Annotated in this window: 21 protein-coding genes; 8 read left to right on the forward strand and 13 right to left on the reverse strand. The window is 67.9% G+C overall.

The annotated features are described in order from the left end of the window. The first annotated feature begins 95 nt into the window (after positions 1–95). Positions 96–1,325, forward strand: coding sequence for an FAD-dependent monooxygenase (locus NB3_RS09380; RefSeq protein ID WP_067799668.1), 1,230 nt, complete (start codon positions 96–98; stop codon positions 1,323–1,325). A 51-nt stretch (positions 1,326–1,376) separates the two neighbouring features. On the opposite strand, the gene NB3_RS09385 is transcribed toward NB3_RS09380, so the two are convergent. From NB3_RS09385 to NB3_RS09405, 5 genes are all read right to left on the reverse strand, one after another. Beyond that, positions 1,377–1,967, reverse strand: coding sequence for a TetR/AcrR family transcriptional regulator (locus NB3_RS09385; protein ID WP_067799673.1), 591 nt, complete (start codon positions 1,965–1,967; stop codon positions 1,377–1,379). A gap of 19 nt (positions 1,968–1,986) precedes the next feature. Next, positions 1,987–3,210: a cytochrome P450 gene (locus NB3_RS09390; protein WP_067799676.1), complete on the reverse strand. Its 1,224-nt coding sequence runs from the start codon at positions 3,208–3,210 to the stop codon at positions 1,987–1,989. A gap of 641 nt (positions 3,211–3,851) precedes the next feature. After that, the gene (locus tag NB3_RS09395; protein WP_067799679.1) at positions 3,852–4,103 is read right to left on the reverse strand and encodes a serine hydrolase; all 252 of its coding nucleotides are present in this window, start codon (positions 4,101–4,103) and stop codon (positions 3,852–3,854) included. Between the two features lie 163 nt (positions 4,104–4,266). Beyond that, positions 4,267–5,736 (reverse strand): catalase, encoded by a 1,470-nt coding sequence (locus NB3_RS09400; protein WP_067799682.1) that lies wholly within the window; start codon positions 5,734–5,736, stop codon positions 4,267–4,269. Positions 5,737–5,798: 62 nt separating this feature from the next. Beyond that, entirely contained in the window at positions 5,799–6,224 is a 426-nt protein-coding gene (locus NB3_RS09405; RefSeq protein WP_067799685.1) for a Fur family transcriptional regulator, read from the reverse strand. Positions 6,225–6,765: 541 nt separating this feature from the next. Between NB3_RS09405 and NB3_RS09410 the strand changes: the two genes are divergently transcribed. Beyond that, entirely contained in the window at positions 6,766–8,004 is a 1,239-nt protein-coding gene (locus tag NB3_RS09410; protein ID WP_067799687.1) for an APC family permease, read from the forward strand. A gap of 527 nt (positions 8,005–8,531) precedes the next feature. Then, positions 8,532–9,881, forward strand: a complete 1,350-nt coding sequence (locus NB3_RS09415; protein ID WP_067799690.1) for a serine hydrolase domain-containing protein — start codon at positions 8,532–8,534, stop codon at positions 9,879–9,881. Between the two features lie 7 nt (positions 9,882–9,888). Here NB3_RS09415 and NB3_RS09420 read toward each other — a convergent pair whose 3' ends face one another. The 4 genes from NB3_RS09420 to NB3_RS09435 all read right to left on the reverse strand — a co-directional run bounded on the left by NB3_RS09420 (position 9,889) and on the right by NB3_RS09435 (position 11,860). Further along, the gene (locus NB3_RS09420) at positions 9,889–10,806 is read right to left on the reverse strand and encodes an aminotransferase class IV (protein WP_067799693.1); all 918 of its coding nucleotides are present in this window, start codon (positions 10,804–10,806) and stop codon (positions 9,889–9,891) included. Between the two features lie 62 nt (positions 10,807–10,868). Beyond that, positions 10,869–11,126, reverse strand: coding sequence for a Txe/YoeB family addiction module toxin (locus NB3_RS09425; protein WP_067799696.1), 258 nt, complete (start codon positions 11,124–11,126; stop codon positions 10,869–10,871). Further along, a complete protein-coding gene (locus NB3_RS09430) occupies positions 11,123–11,371 on the reverse strand; it encodes a type II toxin-antitoxin system Phd/YefM family antitoxin (RefSeq protein WP_067799699.1) in 249 nt (82 codons plus the stop codon). Before NB3_RS09430 ends, NB3_RS09425 begins: the two co-directional genes overlap by 4 nt. A gap of 66 nt (positions 11,372–11,437) precedes the next feature. Further along, positions 11,438–11,860, reverse strand: a complete 423-nt coding sequence (locus NB3_RS09435) for a nuclear transport factor 2 family protein (protein ID WP_067799702.1) — start codon at positions 11,858–11,860, stop codon at positions 11,438–11,440. Between the two features lie 108 nt (positions 11,861–11,968). On the opposite strand from NB3_RS09435, the gene NB3_RS09440 reads away from it, so the two are divergent. Continuing rightward, entirely contained in the window at positions 11,969–12,505 is a 537-nt protein-coding gene (locus NB3_RS09440; protein ID WP_067799704.1) for a TetR/AcrR family transcriptional regulator, read from the forward strand. 189 nt (positions 12,506–12,694) lie between these two features. On the opposite strand, the gene NB3_RS09445 is transcribed toward NB3_RS09440, so the two are convergent. Together NB3_RS09445 and NB3_RS09450 are read right to left on the reverse strand one after the other, a co-directional pair. Beyond that, entirely contained in the window at positions 12,695–13,729 is a 1,035-nt protein-coding gene (locus tag NB3_RS09445) for an aspartate-semialdehyde dehydrogenase (RefSeq protein ID WP_067799707.1), read from the reverse strand. A 3-nt stretch (positions 13,730–13,732) separates the two neighbouring features. After that, on the reverse strand, positions 13,733–14,998 hold the full coding sequence (locus NB3_RS09450) for an aspartate kinase (protein ID WP_067799711.1): 1,266 nt from the start codon (positions 14,996–14,998) through the stop codon (positions 13,733–13,735). A 163-nt stretch (positions 14,999–15,161) separates the two neighbouring features. On the opposite strand from NB3_RS09450, the gene NB3_RS09455 reads away from it, so the two are divergent. Both NB3_RS09455 and NB3_RS09460 read left to right on the forward strand, forming a co-directional pair. Beyond that, on the forward strand, positions 15,162–15,575 hold the full coding sequence (locus tag NB3_RS09455) for a secondary thiamine-phosphate synthase enzyme YjbQ (RefSeq protein WP_067799843.1): 414 nt from the start codon (positions 15,162–15,164) through the stop codon (positions 15,573–15,575). A 180-nt stretch (positions 15,576–15,755) separates the two neighbouring features. Further along, on the forward strand, positions 15,756–15,947 hold the full coding sequence (locus tag NB3_RS09460; RefSeq protein ID WP_067799714.1) for a DUF1918 domain-containing protein: 192 nt from the start codon (positions 15,756–15,758) through the stop codon (positions 15,945–15,947). A gap of 81 nt (positions 15,948–16,028) precedes the next feature. On the opposite strand, the gene NB3_RS09465 is transcribed toward NB3_RS09460, so the two are convergent. After that, the gene (locus tag NB3_RS09465) at positions 16,029–16,421 is read right to left on the reverse strand and encodes a sporulation protein (RefSeq protein WP_169810664.1); all 393 of its coding nucleotides are present in this window, start codon (positions 16,419–16,421) and stop codon (positions 16,029–16,031) included. 209 nt (positions 16,422–16,630) lie between these two features. On the opposite strand from NB3_RS09465, the gene NB3_RS09470 reads away from it, so the two are divergent. Next, a complete protein-coding gene (locus NB3_RS09470) occupies positions 16,631–17,089 on the forward strand; it encodes an SRPBCC family protein (protein WP_067799717.1) in 459 nt (152 codons plus the stop codon). A gap of 86 nt (positions 17,090–17,175) precedes the next feature. Beyond that, a complete protein-coding gene (locus tag NB3_RS09475; protein ID WP_067799719.1) occupies positions 17,176–18,387 on the forward strand; it encodes a low temperature requirement protein A in 1,212 nt (403 codons plus the stop codon). On the opposite strand, the gene NB3_RS09480 is transcribed toward NB3_RS09475, so the two are convergent. Continuing rightward, entirely contained in the window at positions 18,365–19,234 is an 870-nt protein-coding gene (locus NB3_RS09480; protein WP_244891826.1) for an ion transporter, read from the reverse strand. The genes NB3_RS09475 and NB3_RS09480 overlap by 23 nt on opposite strands. Between the last annotated feature and the right edge of the window lie 51 nt (positions 19,235–19,285).

Below are 19,285 nucleotides of genomic sequence, written 5' to 3' on the forward strand. Positions count from 1 at the left end.
AGCAGGTTTAGACATTTGTGCTAGACATTCGTACCACCGCATGTTAGACATATGTCTAAGACATTTGGTCAATCCAGTGGGAGTCGAGGGAAGTCATGAGCGCCAAGTCCGTAAGCCAGCTCCGCGTGCTCGTAGCAGGCGGCGGCATCGGCGGCAATGCCGTTGCGCTGCAACTGCTCCGGTCCGGCATCCGGGCCACCGTGGTCGAGCGCGCCGCCGCGCCTCGCCCCGGCGGACAGGCCGTCGACCTGCGCGGACCCAGCCGCGAGGTGGCCGAGCGGATGGGCATGATGCCGGGCATCCGGGAATATCAGCTCGACGAGCGCGGCATGAAGTACGTCGACGACGCGGGCCGTGAGATCCTCCGCATGTCCGCCGAACTCTTCGACGGCAAGGGCGCGGTCGCCGAAATCGAGATCACCCGAGGGGATCTCAACCAGGTGCTGCTCGACCTGCTCGACGCCGAGGGCGGCGTCGACTACCGCTACGGCGAGTGGATCACCGAGATCCGGCAGGACGGCACGGGCGTCGACGTGACCTTCGCCTCCGGCACGGCCGAGCGCTTCGACATCGTGATCGGCGCGGACGGACTGCACTCCGCCACCCGAAGGATGGTGTTCGGCCCCGAGGAGCAGTTCGCGACCTACCTCGGCGGATACATGTCGTTCTTCACGCTGCCGCGGCCGGAAGACCTCGAGCCGCACTGGTTCACGATGCACTCGCTGGTCGGGGGCACCGGCTTGGGCATGCGCCCCGACGCCGACCAGGCCACCTGCAAAGCGCTCGTCGTGCTGCGCGCGGCGGCGGACCCCGCGCTGCGCCGCGACGTCTCGGCACAGCAACAGTTCATCCGCGAGCGCCTGGCCGGCGGCGGCTGGGAGTCCGCTCGGATCGCGGCGGCGATGTCCGGCGCGCCCGATTTCTACTTCGACGAGTTGGCTCGCATCGACATGCCGAGCTGGGTCGAAGGCCGCGTGGTCCTGCTCGGCGACGCCGGATACTGCGGTTCCCCGCTCACGGGGCAGGGCACCGCGATGGCACTGGTGGGCGCGTACGTGCTCGCCGGTGAGCTCGCCGCGCACGCCGACGACCCCGGAATGGGTCTGGCCCGCTACGAAGAGGTGCTGCGCCCGTTCGTGCGCACGGCCCAGCAGTTGCAGCCGGGCGGCCTGAACGCCATGACGCCCAAGTCCCGCTTCGGTATCCGCGCGGGCCACGCCGTCAGCAAGTTGATGATGTCGAAGGCGATGCGACCGGTCATGCTGCGGATGCTGAGCAAGACCGAGACCTACGATCTGCCCGACTACTCGGCGGCGATCGTCTGAGCCCGTTGCGCACAAGTCGACCGGAGTCCGCGCGGCTCCGGTCGACCGGCGTCAGTCGATCACGGTCCGGTGGTCGAGCAGGAACGGCAGCACGAAGGTGCGCAGCATCCCGCGTTCCTCGTCTTCGCCCGCGCCGGGCAACGTCAGCAAGGACACCATCGCGCGCACCACCCAGTGGCCGACCCGCTTGGCCGCCACTGACGACAGCCCCGGTCGGAATCCGGCGACGAAGTCGGTGGCCAGCGCGTCGACCACACCCGGTGAATTCGCCAGCTGGGCCACGATTCCCGCGTTGGACGGTTCGAACCAGACCGCGAGATGCGGCGTCTTGCGCACCTCGGCCAGCAGCGCGGTCAACGTGTCGAGCAACTGCTCCCCCGGCTCCGCGTTCGCGGGCGCGGCCCGGTCCCGCCAGACGCGCTCCACCAGCTGCCGTGCCTCCCGGCCCGCGAACGCCACGTAGAGCGCCTGCCGGTTCTCGAAGTAGCGATACAGCGTCGCTCTGGAACACCCTGCGGCCTCGGCGACTTCGGCCATGCCGACCCCGCTGACGCCCTTGTCGATGAACAGCGCGCGCACCGCGTCGAGAATGCGCTCACCGGCCAGTTCGGCGCGGCCGTCGGCCAGCCAATCGCCACTCATGCCGTGTCCCTTTCCGTGCTCACGTCCCGCACCGGAACGGCACAGTAGTCGGCCTGCGGACGTACGGACCGCTCGCGTATTCGACCGCGTCGATGTCGACGACGTACTCCGGGAAGCGATCGAGCAACTCCTCGAGCGCGACCCGGGCTTGCATCCGCGCGGCCGCCGCGCCGAGACAGTGATGCGGCCCGTGCCCGAAGGTGAGGATGCGCTGCGGATTCCGCTCGATGTCCAGCTCGGCGGCATCGGGGCCGAACGCCCGCTCGTCGCGATTGGCCGACCCGAACACCAGCAGCACCTTCCGTCCCGCAGGCACCGTCTTCCCGGCCAGTTCCACGTCGCGCGTCGCGGTGCGGGCCAATCCCTGCACCGGCGCGGTGAGCCGGGCGAACTCCTCCACCGCGACGCGAATCCGGTCCGGTTCCGCGGCCAGCGCGGCGCGCTGGTCCGGGTGCTGTTGCAGCAGTTGGACGGCGCCGCCGAGCAGGCCCGTGGTGGTGTCGTTGCCGCCCGCGACCATGGTCCAGGTGTAGGCGAGGATCTGGATCAGCCCGCGCACGTCCGTGTCGTCGGCCGCCATCCCCGCCTGGACCAGTAGCGACACGGTGTCGTCCCCCGGGTCGGTCCGCCTGTGTTTGATCAGCTCGGCGAAGTACCCCATCATCTCCGCCGACGCCGCCTGCGCCTTGGTGTTCGTCCGGTCGATGCTGCCCGCGACGACGGCGTCGGTCCACCCGTCGAACCTCGCCCGATCCTGCTCCGGCACCCCGAGGTAGTGCGCCACCACCATGCTCGGCAGCGGCTTGAACAGTTGCTTGACGATGTCGCCGCCGCCGTCGGCCGCGATGGCGTCGAGCCGTTCGCGCACGAAGCGGCGCACGACCGGCTCCACGTCCTCGACTTGGCGCGGGGTGAATCCGCGAGCGACCAGTTTGCGGAAGTCGGTGTGCTGCGGCGGGTCCTGCATCACCAGCGGGGGGTTGTCGGTGAGGCCGAGTTCGTCGAGTTCGCCGTATTCCACCGTCAGCCCGTCGCGCGAGGAGAAGGTGTCGCTGTCCCGCGCCGCCGCGTAGACATGCTCGTGCCGGGTGAGCACCCAGTAGTCGTGCTCCGGTCGCGCCGCCGGTACGACGTGCTGCACCGGATCGTGCTCCCGCAGGGCCGCGTACATCTCCCACGGCGAGGCCCAGGTGGGGCCGGAGCGAAGTTCGAAGACCGGAGGCCGAAACGACGCATTCGTCATGTATCGACCGTAAGACAGATTAGCGAAACTGTCTAGAACAAGTTTCAGTTCGGCGGGCCGATCACCATGCCGACCAGCCCGGCCGCGTCCGCCTCGCGTCGAACCCGGCGCCGCACACTCGTGGGTTACCTTCGGCAGCGGCAACGCCGTCTTCGTTGCCGGTCAGCTCCAGGAAGAGCCAGCGCGAGCGACCGCTCCGCGTCCCGCGTCCGCCGGGCCGGCCACCCCTCGTAGACCGGCCCGGCGGACACCCACCCCCGAGGCCCGGCCTGTCACCCCTCGAGACAGGCCGTTTCTCGGTTCGCACCTCGCGGTGCTGGGTATGTCCCTCCCGCGAGACAAACAATGCAGGCACGGGCTTGGCGCGCTCTTAAGAACACCTTGCAAGATCGAAATCGCAGGTGAGCGGGATTCACCAGGTGGTGACCCGGCAAGCGCCTACCGCCCGGGGCCGGATCGCGGGATGATGGTCACGAGTGCGCCAAATGGATTGGGAGCGACGATGGAAACCGTGGTGGTCTGGATTCTGGCGACCCTGCTCTACTGGTGGGGCCTGCTGTAGGTGTCCGAACCTGGCCGCCTGACCCGGCCAGGTCTACTACAGGTCGTCGTTATTCGCTCACTTGTCTCGCGCCGACCGGTCAGCGGAGCCCGTCCAGGGCCATCCGCGTCACGTCCACCAGCAGATCGTTGTTCACCTCGGCATCGGCATCCGGCTTGCGACTCATGATCGCGATCACGATCGGCTCCCGGCCACCATCGGGCCAGACGATCGCGACGTCGTTGGCGCAGCCGTAGGAGCCGGTGCCCGTCTTGTCACCGGGGATCGCGGTGTTCAGTTCGGTCTCCCAGCGGTCGAGTCTGCTGGCCGGATCACCGAGCCTGCGGAGCAACCGGCCAGCAGCGCCAGTGCGGCCGCCGGCGCCACCCGGTAGTCACGTGTCAGCCGAGACATGCCCACACTCTGGCACCCGAGCACCTACCAGGCGAACAGTGGCGGCCGGACACGCCGAAGGCAGGTGCGCGATTCCGCGCACCTGCCTTCGAAGCGATCGATCAGCCCTGCGAGCTGTCGAGTCCGGCGCGCACGCCCTCCTCGACCCGCTTGCCCAGATCGGCGTCCACGTTCTTCCAGTACTGGAAGACCCGGCTCAGCACCGGCTCGCGGACACCGCCGAGCACGTGGCCGACGATGTTGTCCACCAAGCGTTCTCGCTGCGCGTCGTCGAGGACCTCGCGGACGAGGGTGCCCGCCTGGGTGAAGTCGCCGTCCTCGGCGTGCTGGACGTAGCCCGCGCGCACGATGGTCGGATCGAAGTCCCAGATGCCGCCGTCCGCCGCCGTTTCCGGGTCGGCGTGCGGTCCGCCGAACGAATTGGGCGCGTACACCGGCACATTCGGGTCGTTGTAGTGATACCGCATGGCGCCCTCCTTGGAGTAGGAGTTCACCTCCGCGGCCCTGGCCTGATTCGGCGGCAGCTGCGCGTAATTCGTGCCGATGCGGTAACGATGCGCGTCCGCGTAGGCGAAGACGCGGCCGAGCAGCATCTTGTCCGGCGAGAACCCGATGCCGGGAACGACGTTCGACGGCTCGAACGCGGCCTGCTCGATGTCGACGAAGTAGTTGCGCGGGTTGCGGTTCAGCGTCCACTTGCCGACCTCGATCAGGGGGTAGTCCTTGTGCGACCACACCTTGGTCAGGTCGAACGGATTGAATCGGTAGCCTTCCGCCTCCGCGACCGGCATGACCTGGACGTACACCGTCCAGCTCGGGTAGTCGCCGCGCTCGATCGCCTCCCACAGGTCCTTGCGGTGGTAATCGGCGTCCTCGCCGGCGATCCGGTCGGCCTCGGCCTGGGTCAGGAAGTCGATGCCCTGATCGGTCTTGAAGTGGTACTTGACCCAGAAGCGCTCACCCGTGGCGTTGATCCACTGGTAGGTGTGCGAACCGTAGCCGTTCATGTGCCGGTAGGTCTTCGGGATGCCGCGATCGCCCATCAACCAGGTCACCTGGTGCGCGGTCTCGGGACGCAGGGTCCAGAAATCCCACTGCATGTTGTGATCGCGAAGGCCGTTGCCTGGCAGGCGCTTCTGCGATCGGATGAAGTCGGGGAACTTGATCGGGTCCTTGATGAAGAAGATCGGCGTGTTGTTGCCGACGAGGTCGTAGTTGCCGTCCTCGGTGTAGAACTTCACCGCGAATCCGCGCGGGTCACGCCAGGTGTCCGGGCTGCCCTGCTCGCCGGCCACGGTGGAGAACCGCGCCAGCGATTCGGTGCGGGCACCGGGCTGGAACAGCTTCGCCTTGGTGTACTTGCTGACGTCGTTGGTCACGACGAGCTCACCGTATGCGCCGGAGCCCTTCGCGTGCACGATGCGTTCCGGCACCCGTTCGCGATTGAACTGGGCCAGCTTCTCGATGAGGTAGTGATCGTGCAGCAGGATCGGGCCCTGCCTGCCCGCGGTGAGCGATTCGTCGTCGCTCTCGACCGGGATGCCGGTGTTCGTGGTTGTCGGTTTGGTCATGGAAGACTCCTCGGCTGGTGAACATCGTTTCCCGGGTTGGGCTGCCCGGGGCGGGTGGACCGCTACTCGGAACGGCAGGTCGGGCACAGCCCCCAGAAGACGACCTCGGCTTCGTCGACCACGAATCCGTGCGCGTCCGACGGGTCGAGGCATGGGGCTCGGCCCACGGCGCAGTCGACGTCGACGACCGCACCGCAGCTTCGGCACACCAGATGGTGGTGGTTGTCACCGATCCGGGTTTCGTACAGCGCGGACGAACCCGCGGGCTCGATCCGCCGCAGGATCCCGGCGCGCACGCACGCGTGCAAGACGTCGTAGACGGCCTGCGTGGACACCGAGCCCAGCGCTTCCCGGACGGTGGCGGCCACCGTGTCGGCATCCGAATGCGGCCGCGCCGCGACCGCGTCCAGTACCGCGAGCCGCGGCGCGGTGACCCGCAAACCCGCTGCTCGCAGCCACTCACGTGAGGCAGTGCCGTTGGTGTGCATACTTCGATTCTGACGCTTTTCTGGAACTAGTCAAGAAAAGAGAGTGGAATCACTCCAGAAAACACCTCGATCCGCAACTGCCCGACGCGCCCCTTCCGCATGCGACCAGGTGCTATATGAAGTGGCGAGCGTCACAAATTCTCGGCGGAATAGCTTCCGGCAGCGCGTGGTTGAACCCCCTGTCGGCGTCCGGACAGCCCCGGGCCGCACCCTTCGTCGCTTCGAGCGACCACCCGCCGAGAGGCGCTTGTGGGACGTCGACACCCACCGCTGGCGTCCGGACAGCCCCGGGCCGCACCCTTTGTCGCTTCGAGCGACCACCCGCCGAGAGGCGCTTGTGGGACGTCGACGGCCCCGACACCAACCAGGTGTCCCAGCCAACAGCGCCGCCAGGTCATCCCGACCTGGCGGCGCTGTGTCGTCCACCGGCCCGCCCCGCGAGTGGCACATGGTTGTGAGGGCTTCTCGCGTTTCGCCGTAGCCGTGTGCCACTCGCGAAGTCGCGCTGCGGAGGCGGGGGTGGTGGGGAAGGATGCGGGGTATGGCGTCGGTGGATGGGGGGTTGCGGCGGCGGCTCGGGCTTGCCGATTCGGTGGTCATCGGGTTGGGGGCGATGGTGGGGGCGGGGATCTTCGCGGCGCTTGCGCCTGCGGCGGACGCGGCCGGGAGTTGGCTGCTGGTGGCGCTCGCGGTGGCGGCGGTGGTGGCGTATTGCAATGCGACGTCGTCGGCGCGGCTGGCGGCGCGATATCCGGTTTCCGGGGGCACGTATGTGTACGGGCGGGAGCGGCTCGGTCGTCTCTGGGGGTATCTCGCCGGATGGGGGTTCGTCGCGGGGAAGACGGCTTCATGCGCGGCGATGGCGCTGACGGTCGGTAGCTATGCCTGGCCCGAGCAGGCACACGCCGTGGCGGTGGCCGCCGTGGTGGCGATCACCGCGATCAATTACACGGGTGTACAGAAGTCGGCGTTCGCGACTCGGGTGCTCGTCGGCGTGGTGCTCGCGGTACTCGCCGCGGTGATCGTGATCGGGCTGCTCGGAACGCATTCGGCGGCAACCGCTCTGCCCGACCGGATCGGTCCGCGCGACGTGCTCACGGCGGCGGGACTGCTGTTCTTCGCGTTCGCGGGGTACGCGCGCATCGCCACGCTCGGCGAGGAGGTACTCGAACCACAGCGCACCATCCCCCGCGCCATCATGCTCGCGCTAGCGCTCGCACTCGCGGTCTACGCGCTGGTGGCGGTCGCGACGCTGAGCGTGCTCGGCTCCGCAGGACTGGCCGCTGCCACCGACCCGCTGGCGCGAATGGTCAGCGTGGCGGGCGTTCCCGCTGCCGCGCCGGTGGTGCGGATCAGCGCGGTGCTCGCGGCGGCCGGATCGCTGCTCGCCCTGCTCCTCGGCGTATCCCGCACGGTGCTGGCCATGGCGCGGGACCGCTATCTGCCCGGCGCGCTCGCCGCCGTGCATCCGCGGTTCGGGGTGCCGCACCGCGCCGAACTGGTGGTCGGCGGGATCGTCGCCGTGGTCGCCGCACTGTTCGATGTTCGCGCGGCCATCGGATTCTCCTCGTTCACGGTGCTGTTCTACTACTTGATCGCCAACATCTCCGCCGCCACACTGACCGCCGAGGAGAACCGGCCACCCCGGTGGATTCCCGTGGTCGGCGCGGTGGGGTGCGTCGTCGTCGCATTCGCCCTGCCGCTCGGCTCCGTACTCGCCGGACTCGGCGCGCTCGTCCTGGGGGCCGCGCTGTACGTGGTCGGTAAGCGCTACCGCTAAGCGGCCGGAGCCGTCCGCCCGGACCCCGTCCTAAGCCGATTCACCGCCTCTATTCAGCGCAGCGCCGCATGTGTTGGGTGAGCGCTACCCCTAGCGGCCGGAGCCGTCCCCCGCCCTCAGCCGATTCACAACCCCTCCGGCACAGCCCTGCATGTGCTGAGTGAGCACATTCGCCAGCGGCCGGAGCCGTCCGCCCGACGCCGTCTTCAGCCGATTCGCCGACCTCTACTCGGCGCCTCGGTGTAGACGGGGCCAGCGCGACCGCCGAAACGGTCGCGGCGGGGCAGGGTCGCGCTGCCTGCGTCCGGCTTGGCCCAACGGCCGATGATCCGACCGGAGAACCGACCGCGACAGTGGATGGGATAGACCACCGGACCGACGACAACTCCTCACGCCTGCTCGGTATCGGTGCCGCGCGGACCCCGCGAATGCCCGTGCCCGTTCCGCGCCTCGATGCGGGATATCAGACGTCCAGTTCCCCGCCTGTTTACCGCGTGGACAGGCGGGATGGCGCTAGCCTTTTGCACATGGGACGCTTCGGTGGATTCCTGGCGGGAATCGCGGCGGTTTCGCTGGTGGCGGGCAACCTTTTCGCCGGAAGCGCGGTCGCCGCTACCGGTGACGAGGCGCATTGCGCGGTCACCTCAGGGCGGGATCTGGAGCGGGCGGCGCCGGAGCAAGTCGGGTTGGATTCCGCGAAGCTGCGGGACGCGTTGACCTTCGCGAACAGTCGAAACCGTTTCAACGTCCAGGTGTTCCGGCACAACTGCCTCATCGGCGAAGGGCCGACGAACGACCAGACCGGCAACGTGGCGTGGAACATCTGGAGCGCGACCAAGAGCGTCGTCTCGCTGCTCGCGGGAATCGCCTGGGATCGTGGCGCACTCGATCTCCACGCGCCCATCGACCGCTATCTCCCGCCCGGGCTCGGTGATGCCCCGCACCGGTCGATCACCGTCGAGAATCTGCTCACCGAGACCTCTGGCATGCGGGTCGGGGTGCTGACCGAGGGCGTCACCGGCGTGATCCCGGTCGATCCGGACAGCGCGGTGCAGGCGCTGGGCGTGCCGCTGGACAATCCGCCGGGCACCGTCTTCTCCTACAGCCAGCGCAATGTCGACCTCTTGTCCTACGTGCTGGAGCTGGCCGTCGGCGAACCTCTGCAAGATTTCGCGCAGCGCGAATTGTTCGATCCGCTCGGGATCCCGCGCAGCGACTATTACTGGGCGCAGGACCGCTCCGGGCACACCTACGGCTACGCGCATCTGATGATCCCGCCGAACGATTTCGCGAAGCTCGGGCTCCTGGTGAGCAACAACGGGCGCTGGGGCGAACAGCAGATCGTCTCCCGCGACTACCTGCGCAAGGCGCGCACGCCCTCACCGACGAACTCGTGCTACGGGTACCTGTTCTGGCTCGGCGGCGGTTGCGCGGAGATCGCCGACTTCCTGCCCGACGACGTCTACGCGATGGCCGGACTCGGCATGCAGAACGTCTTCGTCATACCCAGCCTCGACCTCACGGTGGTGTGGACCGGGGTCTTCGGGAACGTCAGCAGCCAGGGTGTGTCCGGCGTCGTGCAGAACACCCAGGAATTGCCCTACGAGTTCTTCCGCAAGGTGTTCGACGCGTTCTACGACCGGCCGGTACCCGATCCCGGCCCGTATGTGGAGCCGCCGCTGCGGCTGGACCCACGCCGTTTCGTCGACACGGACATCCTGATCGCCGTGTTCGGCCTCGGTCCCGCCGCCTATCCGGGCTGCAACGTCTTCGCGTGCCTGAATCACCCGCTGGATCCGCCGTTCGCGGACACCCCGCCGGGTTGCGCCATCCTGGTCTGCCTCGGACCCGACCCGCGCACCCCGGCGATCCGCTGACCTGCCGCTACCGGGTCAGCTCCGTGACCCAGCCGTGCACGTCATCGGTGCGCAGCGCGGCATGATGGCGTTTGCGCAGCGCCTGGGAGATCGGGCCGGGGACGCCGTCGGCGACCAGGCGGCCGTCCACCTCGACGACCGGCGCGGCGCCGGACGACGTGCCGGTGACGAACACCTCGTCGGCGATGTACAGCTCGGTGAGATCGACGGTGCGTTCCACCACCGGAATCCCGTCTTCGGCCGCCAAGGTGAGAACGGTCCTGCGGTTGATGCCGTCGAGGATGTCGCAAGAGACGTCGGGCGTGATCAGCGTGCCGTTGCGGACGAGGAAGATGTTCGCGGCGCTGAGTTCGCAGACGTGCCCGTTGCCGTCGAGGAAGACGCAGTCGTCGTAGCCGCTGTCGATCGCGTCCTGCTTGGCCAGCACCGAGTTCACATACGCGCCGTTGACTTTCGCGCGAGAGGGGATCGCGTTGTCCGGAATGCGCCGCCACGGACTGGATTTCAGGCGCATGCCGTCCTGCGGGACGATGGGCACCGCGTCGTAGACGAACATGCTGACCCGAATGGCACAGCCGCGCACCCGCGTGCCCGGAATGGACTCGACCACGTGCACCGTCGCCCGCACGAAGACGTCCTCGCGCGGAGCGTTCGCCGCGACCAATTCCACGACGGCCGCACGGAACCGCGCGTAATCCCACTCGGCCGCGAACCGATCCATCCCGATGATCTTGCAGGACTCCTCGAGCCTGCGGAAATGGTCGTCCAAACGGAACGCCGTCCGCGCTGCCCCATCCACATGCACCGGGAAAACGGTGTAGACACTCAGTCCGTACAACACCGCCGACGATGCGACGCTCACCGTGGCCGCTTCGGCCGCGACGATCCGGTCGCCGAGATACACATGAGGATGAGGGTTCGCCATCGGCGCAGGCTAACAGCCGCGCCGCGCGACGAGCGAGGCCTTTTTCCGCGTGCGGCCCGCCGTCAGTCGTAGTGCTTTCCGACCTTGGCGATCCACACCGCATCGTCGACGACTCGATAGACGAGCCGATGCTCCTGCGTGAACCGGCGAGACCAGTACCCCGCCAAGTCGTGCTTCAAGGGCTCGGGCTTGCCGGTCCCTTCGAACGGATCGCACAGAATGGCTTTGATCAGCACATTGACCTTCTTCGATACGAGCCGGTCACGCTGCAGCCAGGCCGAGTATTCCTCCCATGCGGATTCGGAGCACACGACCTTCATTCGATGAGATCGCGTTCGACGCCGCCACCACCCTCGAGCTCTTGGATCGAGCGGCGTAGGCGCGCCCCGTCGCGTCCGCTCAACAGCTCCACGGTCGTCATCAGCGAGTCGTAGTCCTCCTTGGACATCAACACCGCGTTCCCCCCTTTCGACACGATCTCGATCGTGTCGTGATCCTCGTTGACCTTCCGCACCAGGGGAAACAGGTTCTTTCGCGCCTCGCTCGCCGTGATCGCCGAAGCCATGCTTCCTCCTAGCCAGTCGTACAACATATGGCACCACTCGACCGGCACACGCCCGCGGAGCGGAACTCAGCTCATGGCCAGGCGGGCGAAGCGGGCGGTGTCCATGTAGTCGCGGAAGAGCACCACTCGGCCGTCGCGGACCCGGACGACGTTGACCGACGTGCGTACCCGGGCGCGGCCGGAGCCGGGGACGGTCATGTCGACCTCGTTCTCCACGAGCAGCACTTCGGGGTCGGTGGTCTCGTAGACCCGGGGATGAATCGCGTGCACTTCGATTCCGGACAGGCCCGACCATCGTTGCGCCAAGTGCTCGCGGATCGCCTCCCTGCCTTCCAAACGGCTCGGAAGGCCAGGCACGGTGAACGGGATTTCGAAGACCGCGTCGGGCGCGAGCAGCGCGACGAACGCGTCGGCATCGCGTGCGCGCAGGTCGCCGAACAATCGCTCGACCAGCTCCCGCGGGCTCTCCACGGACGGACCATCAGCCATCGGACACCTCCAGATAAGCGGAACGCAAGACCCGCTTATCATCCGGAACGCTCGCCCCGCTTGTCAACAGTAGACTCCTGGCTCGTGACCGAACCCGAGCGCCGACCCATGCGCGCCGACGCTCGCCGTAACCGCGAGCGGGTTTTGGCAGCAGCGCAGGAAGCGTTCGCCGCCGAAGGGCTCTCGGTGCCGCTGGACGAGATCGCACGGCGGGCCGGTGTCGGCGCGGGCACCGTCTACCGGCACTTCCCCACGAAAGAAGCGCTGTTCGAGGCGGCGATCGTGGACCGCGTGGACCGGATCATCGCGCTGGCGCGGGAATCGGCCGACGCCGCGGAACCGGTGTCCGCGTTCTTCGACTTCCTGGCCGCGCTCGTGGCGGAGGGCAGCGTCAAGCGCGATCTCGCCGACGCCGTCGGCGGCCAGGACGCCCCCGCGTATCTGCGGCCCGTGCACGAACTCAACGCGGCCATCGGCACGCTGCTCACCCGCGCGCAGGAGGCGGGCGGCGTGCGCACCGACATCGAGGTCGATGACCTGATGCGCGTCATCAAAGGCGCGTTCCTCGCCACGCACGGCACCGCCACCCCCGCGCAGCGCGAGCGCACCTTCGCCGTCGTCTTCGACGGCCTGCGCGTCCGCTGATCCGTTCCAGAAGCGCCCGCCGAATCCGGCCGCGGATCGATCCCTCCGCCCGCTCAGCGCAGCGCGGTTATCAGCGATACGAAACCGACCGCCTCCATCGGCACCACCACCCATGCCCCGGACGCGGTCGCGAATACGAAAACGACGAACGGGCCGTGGAAGTCCACGGCCCGTTCGATCGAGGAAATCTCAGCGGTCGCTGAGCAGCACTTCGGCGATCTGAATGGTGTTCAGCGCGGCGCCCTTTCGCAGATTGTCACCCGAGATGAACAGCGCGAGCCCGCGGCCGTCCGGCACACCGGGGTCCTGGCGGATGCGGCCGACGAGCGAATCATCGATGCCTGCCGCGGCGAGCGGAGTCGGCACGTCGACCAACCGCACACCGGGAGCCTTGGCCAGGATCTCCTTGGCGTGTTCCACCGAGAGCGGCTCGGCGAACTCTGCGTTCACCGAGAGCGAGTGGCCGGTGAAGACCGGAACGCGCACGCAGGTGCCGCTCACCGCCAGATCCGGGATGCCGAGGATCTTGCGGCTCTCGTTGCGCAGCTTCTGGTCCTCGTCGGTCTCGCCGGAGCCGTCGTCGACCAGCGAACCCGCCAGCGGAAGCACGTTGAACGCGATGGGCGCGACGTACTTGCTCGGCGCGGGGAAGTCGACGGCGCGGCCGTCGTGGGTCAGCTTCTCGGCGTCGTCGATCACCGCGCGGGCCTGGCTTGCCAGCTCTTCGACACCGGCCAGGCCGCTGCCGGAGACCGCCTGGTAGCTGGAGACGATCAGGCGGCGCAGACCGGCGATATCGTGCAGCGGCTTGAGCACCGGCATGGCCGCCATCGTGGTGCAGTTCGGGTTGGCGATGATGCCTTTGGCCAGGTTGCGCGCCTGCTCCGGGTTGACCTCGCTGACCACCAGCGGGACATCGGGGTCCTTGCGCCAGGCCGAGGAGTTGTCGATCACCGTGACGCCCGCGGCGGCGAAGCGCGGCGCCTGCACCCGGGACATGGTGGCGCCCGCGGAGAACAACGCGATGTCCAAGCCGGACGGATCGGCGGTCTCGGTGTCCTCGACGACGATCTCGCGGCCGCGCCACGGCAGCGTCTTGCCCGCCGAGCGAGCCGAGGCGAAGAATCGCACCTCGTCGGCCGGGAAGTCGCGCTCCTCCAGCAGCTTCCGCATGACGGCGCCGACCTGCCCGGTCGCGCCGACGACTCCTACGCGAACTCCCATGACCTATCGCCCCGTTCCCGCGTGGACCACCGCGACCTCGTCGCCACCCAGATCGAACGCCTTGTGCAGCACCTTGACCGCCTCGTCCAGCTCGGTGTCCTTGACCAGCACGGAGATGCGGATCTCGGAGGTGGAGATGAGGTCGATGTTGACGCCCGCCTTGGCCAGCGCCTCACAGAAGGTCGCGGTGACGCCGGGGTGGCTCTTCATGCCGGCGCCGACCAGCGACACCTTGCCGATGTGGTCGTCGTAGAGCACCTGGGAGAAGCCGATCTCGGACTGGCGCTTGGTCAGCATCTCGACCGCGCGGGCGCCCTCGGTCTTCGGCAGCGTGAAGGTGATGTCGGTCTTGCCCGTCTCGATCTTCGAGATGTTCTGCAGGACCATGTCGATGTTGATCTCCGCGTCGGCCACGGCGCGGAACACTTTGGCGGCGTAGCCCGGTTCGTCCGGCAGCCCGACCACGGTCACCTTGGCCTCGCTGCGGTCGTGCGCGACGCCAGTGAGGATTGCTTGCTCCAAGGGGATGTCCTCCATCGATCCGTAAACGTAGGTGCCCTGCTTGTCGGTGTAGGACGAGCGCACGTGGACGGGCACGTTGTAGCGGCGGGCGTACTCCACACAGCGCAGCATCAGGACCTTGGCCCCGCAGGCCGCCAGCTCCAGCATCTCCTCGTAGGAGACCTGCTCGAGCCGCTGCGCGTCGGGCACGATCCGGGGGTCGGCGGTGAAGACGCCGTCCACGTCGGTGTAGATCTCGCAGACGTCCGCGTCCAGCGCGGCGGCCAGCGCGACCGCCGTGGTGTCCGAGCCGCCGCGACCGAGCGTGGTGACGTCCCTGCTGTCCTGGCTGACGCCCTGGAAGCCGGCGACCAGCACGACGAGGCCCTCGTCCAGCGCGGCGCGGACGCGACCGGGCGTGACGTCGATGATCTTCGCGTTGCCGTGCGCGCCCGTGGTGATCACGCCCGCCTGCGAGCCGGTGAACGAGCGGGCCTCCGCGCCCAGCGAGTGGATGGCCATGGCGACCAGCGCGTTGGAGATGCGCTCGCCCGAGGTGAGCAGCATGTCCATCTCGCGGGCCGGCGGCGACGGCGCCACCTGCTGAGCGAGGTCGAGCAGCTCGTCGGTGGTGTCGCCCATGGCGGAGCAGACGACCACCACGTCGTGGCCCTGCTTCTTGGTCTCCACGATCCGTTCAGCGACGCGCCGGATCCGCTCGGCGGTCGCCACCGAGGATCCTCCGTACTTCTGAACCACGAGAGCCACGACAGGGTCCTCCAAGATCGACAACAAACTGGTAACAGTCATTCAGGGTACCGGCCGGGGCCAGCGGTTTTGCCGCTACCTACCCGGCTTGTGGAAAAGCACACAGCGGCATCCGATCCCGATCGCGCCGCGCGGGCCGTGGCGGATGGGGGACGATGGGCGCATGAAGAGCACACTGCTGGAGGTGCGAACGGGCCACAGTGAAGTGGTACAGGACATCACGCCGCAGTGCGCGGCATTCGCGCGCGAAGCGGGCGGGGACGGGCTGCTGCACGTCTTCGTGCCGCATGCCACGGCGGGGATCGCGATCATGGAACTGGGCGCGCGCAGCGACGACGACCTGCTGGCCGCGCTGCGCGATCTGCTGCCCGCCGACGATCGGTGGCGGCACGCGCACGGCTCCCGTGGACACGGGCGCTCGCACGTGATGCCCGCGCTCATCCCGCCGTATGCCACCGTTCCCGTGCTCGGCGGGAAACTGACCCTCGGCACGTGGCAGTCGATCGCGCTGGTCGATCTGAATGTCGACAACCCGGACCGGCAGGTGCGGTTGTCCTTCCTCACCGACGCGAGCTGAGCCGGGCGACGAGAAGCCGGTCCCACCCCTCTGCCGCTGCCCGAGTGCTCACCGAGGAGCAGGGCGGGGAATTGATCGAAGTTCCGGCCGAGCGTGTGACCAGCGCGGACGAGTGGGACAGCGCCCGCGCGCCCGCCGCAGCGGTTGTGACGCGCACCACTGCCGTCCGATAATGGGGCGATGATCGCACATGTAGGAGATCGACTCTGCGTGCACGGACACGTGGTGGGAGAAGGGGATCACCTGGCCGAGATCATCGAGGTCCGCGGACCGGACGGGACGCCGCCCTACCTGGTGCGCTTCTCCGACGGTCACGAGTCGCTGGTGTATCCGGGGCCCGACGCGATCGTCGAGCCCGCCGCTTCGAAGTGAACGTCGCGCCGGGCCGAGCGGCGTGCGGCCTCGCCGCCGCTCGGCCCGGCGCTCATCGCTCGGAAACGACCGTAGCGCCGATCACCCGCTTCGCTGGAAACGGCGGGTCAGCGCGACGGCCAGGATGCCCGCGATCAGCACCTTGCCCGCCGTCTCGATGATCGCGTTGACGTCGACAGCCGGGTGCCAGGTCAGCCGGCCGTCGCGCAGCACGTAAGCGCCGACCGGCTTGGCGCCGATGCCGAAGGCCGCGCCTTCACCGGAGCCCTCCCCGTCCGCGCCGTTCCCGTTGCCACCGCCACCGCCACCGCCGCCACCGACCGACGCGGCGGGAATGACTATCGCCCCGCCCGCTTCGTAGGGGTCGCCGTAAACCCGGCGCACCGTCATCGCGTCCCGCGCCTGTGCCAGCAGTTCGGCGTATTTCATGACGTCCTCCCGCCCGTCCCGATGGCTCCGGATACCGGCGCCCATTCGGATCCGATGGTAGGCGCGCCGGCCCCTGCTCGGCCCCCATCCTTCCGGACGGAAGTTGTTCCCCTGTTTGCCGATCGCCGATCTCGGGCAGATAACGGCATGTTCTCCCGGTAACCGAGATGTGGTCTGGCACAGTCAGGTTGACGAACCGGACAAAACGCGGAGACAATCGGCCGACATGTCCATCCGGGGGTCGGAGGTATGCCATGCGCACCAAAACGGATATCCGATTCTTCGTCGACACCGATCCCGATCAGGTCATGGACGCACTGAAGGACGTGGAATCGCTTCCGGAATGGTCGTCCTCCTACAGCGACGTCCGGGTCGCGACCCGCGACGCACGGCGAAGGCCGCGGCGGGTCTTCCTCAAGGCGGAGCTACTCGGCAGTTCGGATCTGCAAGTGCTGGAATACGATTGGACCGACGACCGGTCCTCCTGGACCGTCGCCGACAGCACCAGGGGCGTGCGGGGCGGCGGTTTTTTCGAAGTGTCCGACACTGTCGACGGCACGCACGTCTGGTACCACGTCGAGCTCTATCTGCCGCTCCCGGTTCCCGGATTTCTGCTCAAGCGCACTTTCCGCAAGGCCAACGAGGTGGTCGTGGAGTGCTTCATTGATTTCGCCGAGCGGTTCCCGGAAACGGAGACCTATCTACCCGTCTAGCACCGACGGCTGCGCTCTGCGCGAAATCGGCCGCCCGGCCACGCGGCGGACCCGCGCGGAATCGGCCGGAGTGCGACGATGAGCGCATGATCGGTTCCAAACGGGTGCGGTTCCAGCCGATGGCGGAGGGCGCGTCGGTGACCCAGCTCGAGTTGTTCTTCGACCTGGTGCTCGTCTTCGCGTTCACCATGGTCACCGGCTTGGTCGCGGAGGAGACCAGCGCGAAGAACATGCTGCGCGGGCTGCTGGTGCTCGCGGTGATGTGGTGGCTGTGGATCGCCTACTCGTGGCTCGGGAACGTGGTCCGCGCCGACGAGGGCATCGCGCGAGTCGCGATGTTCGCGGCCATGGGCGGCGCTTTCCTGGCCGCGCTCACCATCCCGGAGGCGTTCGAGGATCTGGACGGAGGATGGTTCGGGCCGCTGGTCTTCGCGATCGCCTACCTGATCGTGCGGTTGGTGCATCTGGGGATGTTCTGGCTGGCCAGCGCCGAGGACCCGCAATTGCGCGGACAGCTGCTGCGCTGGGCGCTCGGTTCGATCACCCTCGGCACCACACTGCTGGTGATCGCCGCGCTGACCACCGGTCGGGTGCAGATCGCGCTGTGGATCGCCGCGATCGCGGGCGACTACCTGTGGACCCTGTTCGCGGGCACCGATTGGCGATTGAATTCGGCCAACCATTTCGTCGAGCGATACGGGCTGATCATCATCGTCGCGCTCGGTGAATCGATCGTCTCGATCGGCATCGGAGTGGCCGGCCTGCCGATCTCCTGGCCGATCGCGCTCGGTTCGCTGCTCGGCCTCGCCATTTCCGGCCTGCTGTGGTGGGCGTATTTCGACGTCGCGGCTCTCGCGGTGGAGCACGAACTAGTCCACGCCGAGGGCAGGCGGCAGATCAAGATCGCGCAGGCTTCCTACACCTTCTGGCATTTCCCGATGATCGCCGGGATCATCGCGCTGTCGCTCGGGCTGAAGAAGGTCCTCTACTACGTGGGGGATTCCTCGCACCACACGTTGCGGGACGCGTTGTACGGAATCCCGCTCTACGCGCTCTACGGCGGCGTCGTGCTGTATCTGATCGCGCTGGTGGGGTTCAAGCACTACGCCACGCGCACCGTCACGGTGGCGCGCGTCGTCGCCGTCGTGGTGCTGCTTGCGCTCATCCCGTTGGCCTGCGCCCTGCCCGCGCTGGCTTCGCTGGCCCTGCTGTGCGGCGTCCTGGTCGCGCTGATCGCTTGGGAGACCGTGCGTTTGGCGCAGCCGCGGGACGCGATCAGGCACGCGGTACCCGATTGAGATGATGCCGAACGCCGTGCTCGGCGCCTGTCGGCCCGTATGCGGACGGCGGCACCCGCACACCGTCGCGCACGGCGTCGCGGATCTGATCGATGTTCTCCCGTAGCAAGTCCGCGACGAGTTCGTCGGTGCGCGGATCCTCCAGTACCTGGAACACGATGCGGAACGTGGTGTCGGCGATCAGCCGGATGATCTCGTCGTGGAACGGGATGTAGCGCACCCGCCCCGCCTGCGGGTCCTTCTTGATCAACTCCAGGATCATCTCGTCCAGCTCGGCGCGGTTCTCCTCCAGGGCGGCCGCGATGTTGCGGGTGTAGTGGCCGGTGCGCAGCACCTCGGCCACCTCGTCCATCACCGCGATGGTCATCGGACGGCGGATGGTGTCGACGATGGTCGCCACGAACCGGTTCACCACCGCGGCGGTCACCCGGTCGCCGAACACCCGGTCGGCCACCCTGGCGAGCCTGCCAAGGATCACCACGATGCGCAGCAGCCGGAAGCCACGGAAGAACGGGCTGGTCACCGGGATCATGCCGATGATCTCGTACCAATATACGAACGGGAAGGTCCATGGCCAGCCCGCGCGACGCCAGCGCCACAGGAACTCGAGCGCGAAGACCGCGCACAACGACCAGTCGACCAGCATGATCGTGTGGTAGGTGTGCCCGGAGACCGGGAAGAACGTGATCCAGCTGACCAGCGCTACGGAGACGACAGCCAGCGCCAGCATCACGAAATCCGTCCACAGCATCGGCGGCTTGCGCGGATAGTCCTGCGGCTCGGGCGTTTCCCGCAGGCCGTATCGCTCGACGGATGAGCTGTCGATACCCGAGCTGGGAGCGGACACTGCGGATCCCTTCGACGCCGAACGGTGCCGCCGACATTAGTACGCGGAAAG

It is taken from the genome of Nocardia beijingensis NBRC 16342 (genome assembly GCF_001612785.1).
Taxonomy (GTDB): Bacteria; Actinomycetota; Actinomycetes; order Mycobacteriales; family Mycobacteriaceae; genus Nocardia; species Nocardia beijingensis.

Coding starts and splice junctions, on each gene's coding strand:
- NB3_RS09380 (WP_067799668.1), top strand. CDS start 96: ATGAGCGCCAAGTCCGTAAGCCAGCTCCGCGTGCTCGTAGCAGGCGGC.
- NB3_RS09385 (WP_067799673.1), bottom strand. CDS start 1,967: ATGAGTGGCGATTGGCTGGCCGACGGCCGCGCCGAACTGGCCGGTGAG.
- NB3_RS09390 (WP_067799676.1), bottom strand. CDS start 3,210: ATGACGAATGCGTCGTTTCGGCCTCCGGTCTTCGAACTTCGCTCCGGC.
- NB3_RS09400 (WP_067799682.1), bottom strand. CDS start 5,736: ATGACCAAACCGACAACCACGAACACCGGCATCCCGGTCGAGAGCGAC.
- NB3_RS09405 (WP_067799685.1), bottom strand. CDS start 6,224: ATGCACACCAACGGCACTGCCTCACGTGAGTGGCTGCGAGCAGCGGGT.
- NB3_RS09410 (WP_067799687.1), top strand. CDS start 6,766: ATGGCGTCGGTGGATGGGGGGTTGCGGCGGCGGCTCGGGCTTGCCGAT.
- NB3_RS09415 (WP_067799690.1), top strand. CDS start 8,532: ATGGGACGCTTCGGTGGATTCCTGGCGGGAATCGCGGCGGTTTCGCTG.
- NB3_RS09420 (WP_067799693.1), bottom strand. CDS start 10,806: ATGGCGAACCCTCATCCTCATGTGTATCTCGGCGACCGGATCGTCGCG.
- NB3_RS09425 (WP_067799696.1), bottom strand. CDS start 11,126: ATGAAGGTCGTGTGCTCCGAATCCGCATGGGAGGAATACTCGGCCTGG.
- NB3_RS09430 (WP_067799699.1), bottom strand. CDS start 11,371: ATGGCTTCGGCGATCACGGCGAGCGAGGCGCGAAAGAACCTGTTTCCC.
- NB3_RS09435 (WP_067799702.1), bottom strand. CDS start 11,860: ATGGCTGATGGTCCGTCCGTGGAGAGCCCGCGGGAGCTGGTCGAGCGA.
- NB3_RS09440 (WP_067799704.1), top strand. CDS start 11,969: ATGCGCGCCGACGCTCGCCGTAACCGCGAGCGGGTTTTGGCAGCAGCG.
- NB3_RS09445 (WP_067799707.1), bottom strand. CDS start 13,729: ATGGGAGTTCGCGTAGGAGTCGTCGGCGCGACCGGGCAGGTCGGCGCC.
- NB3_RS09455 (WP_067799843.1), top strand. CDS start 15,162: ATGAAGAGCACACTGCTGGAGGTGCGAACGGGCCACAGTGAAGTGGTA.
- NB3_RS09460 (WP_067799714.1), top strand. CDS start 15,756: ATGATCGCACATGTAGGAGATCGACTCTGCGTGCACGGACACGTGGTG.
- NB3_RS09465 (WP_169810664.1), bottom strand. CDS start 16,421: ATGGGCGCCGGTATCCGGAGCCATCGGGACGGGCGGGAGGACGTCATG.
- NB3_RS09470 (WP_067799717.1), top strand. CDS start 16,631: ATGCGCACCAAAACGGATATCCGATTCTTCGTCGACACCGATCCCGAT.
- NB3_RS09475 (WP_067799719.1), top strand. CDS start 17,176: ATGATCGGTTCCAAACGGGTGCGGTTCCAGCCGATGGCGGAGGGCGCG.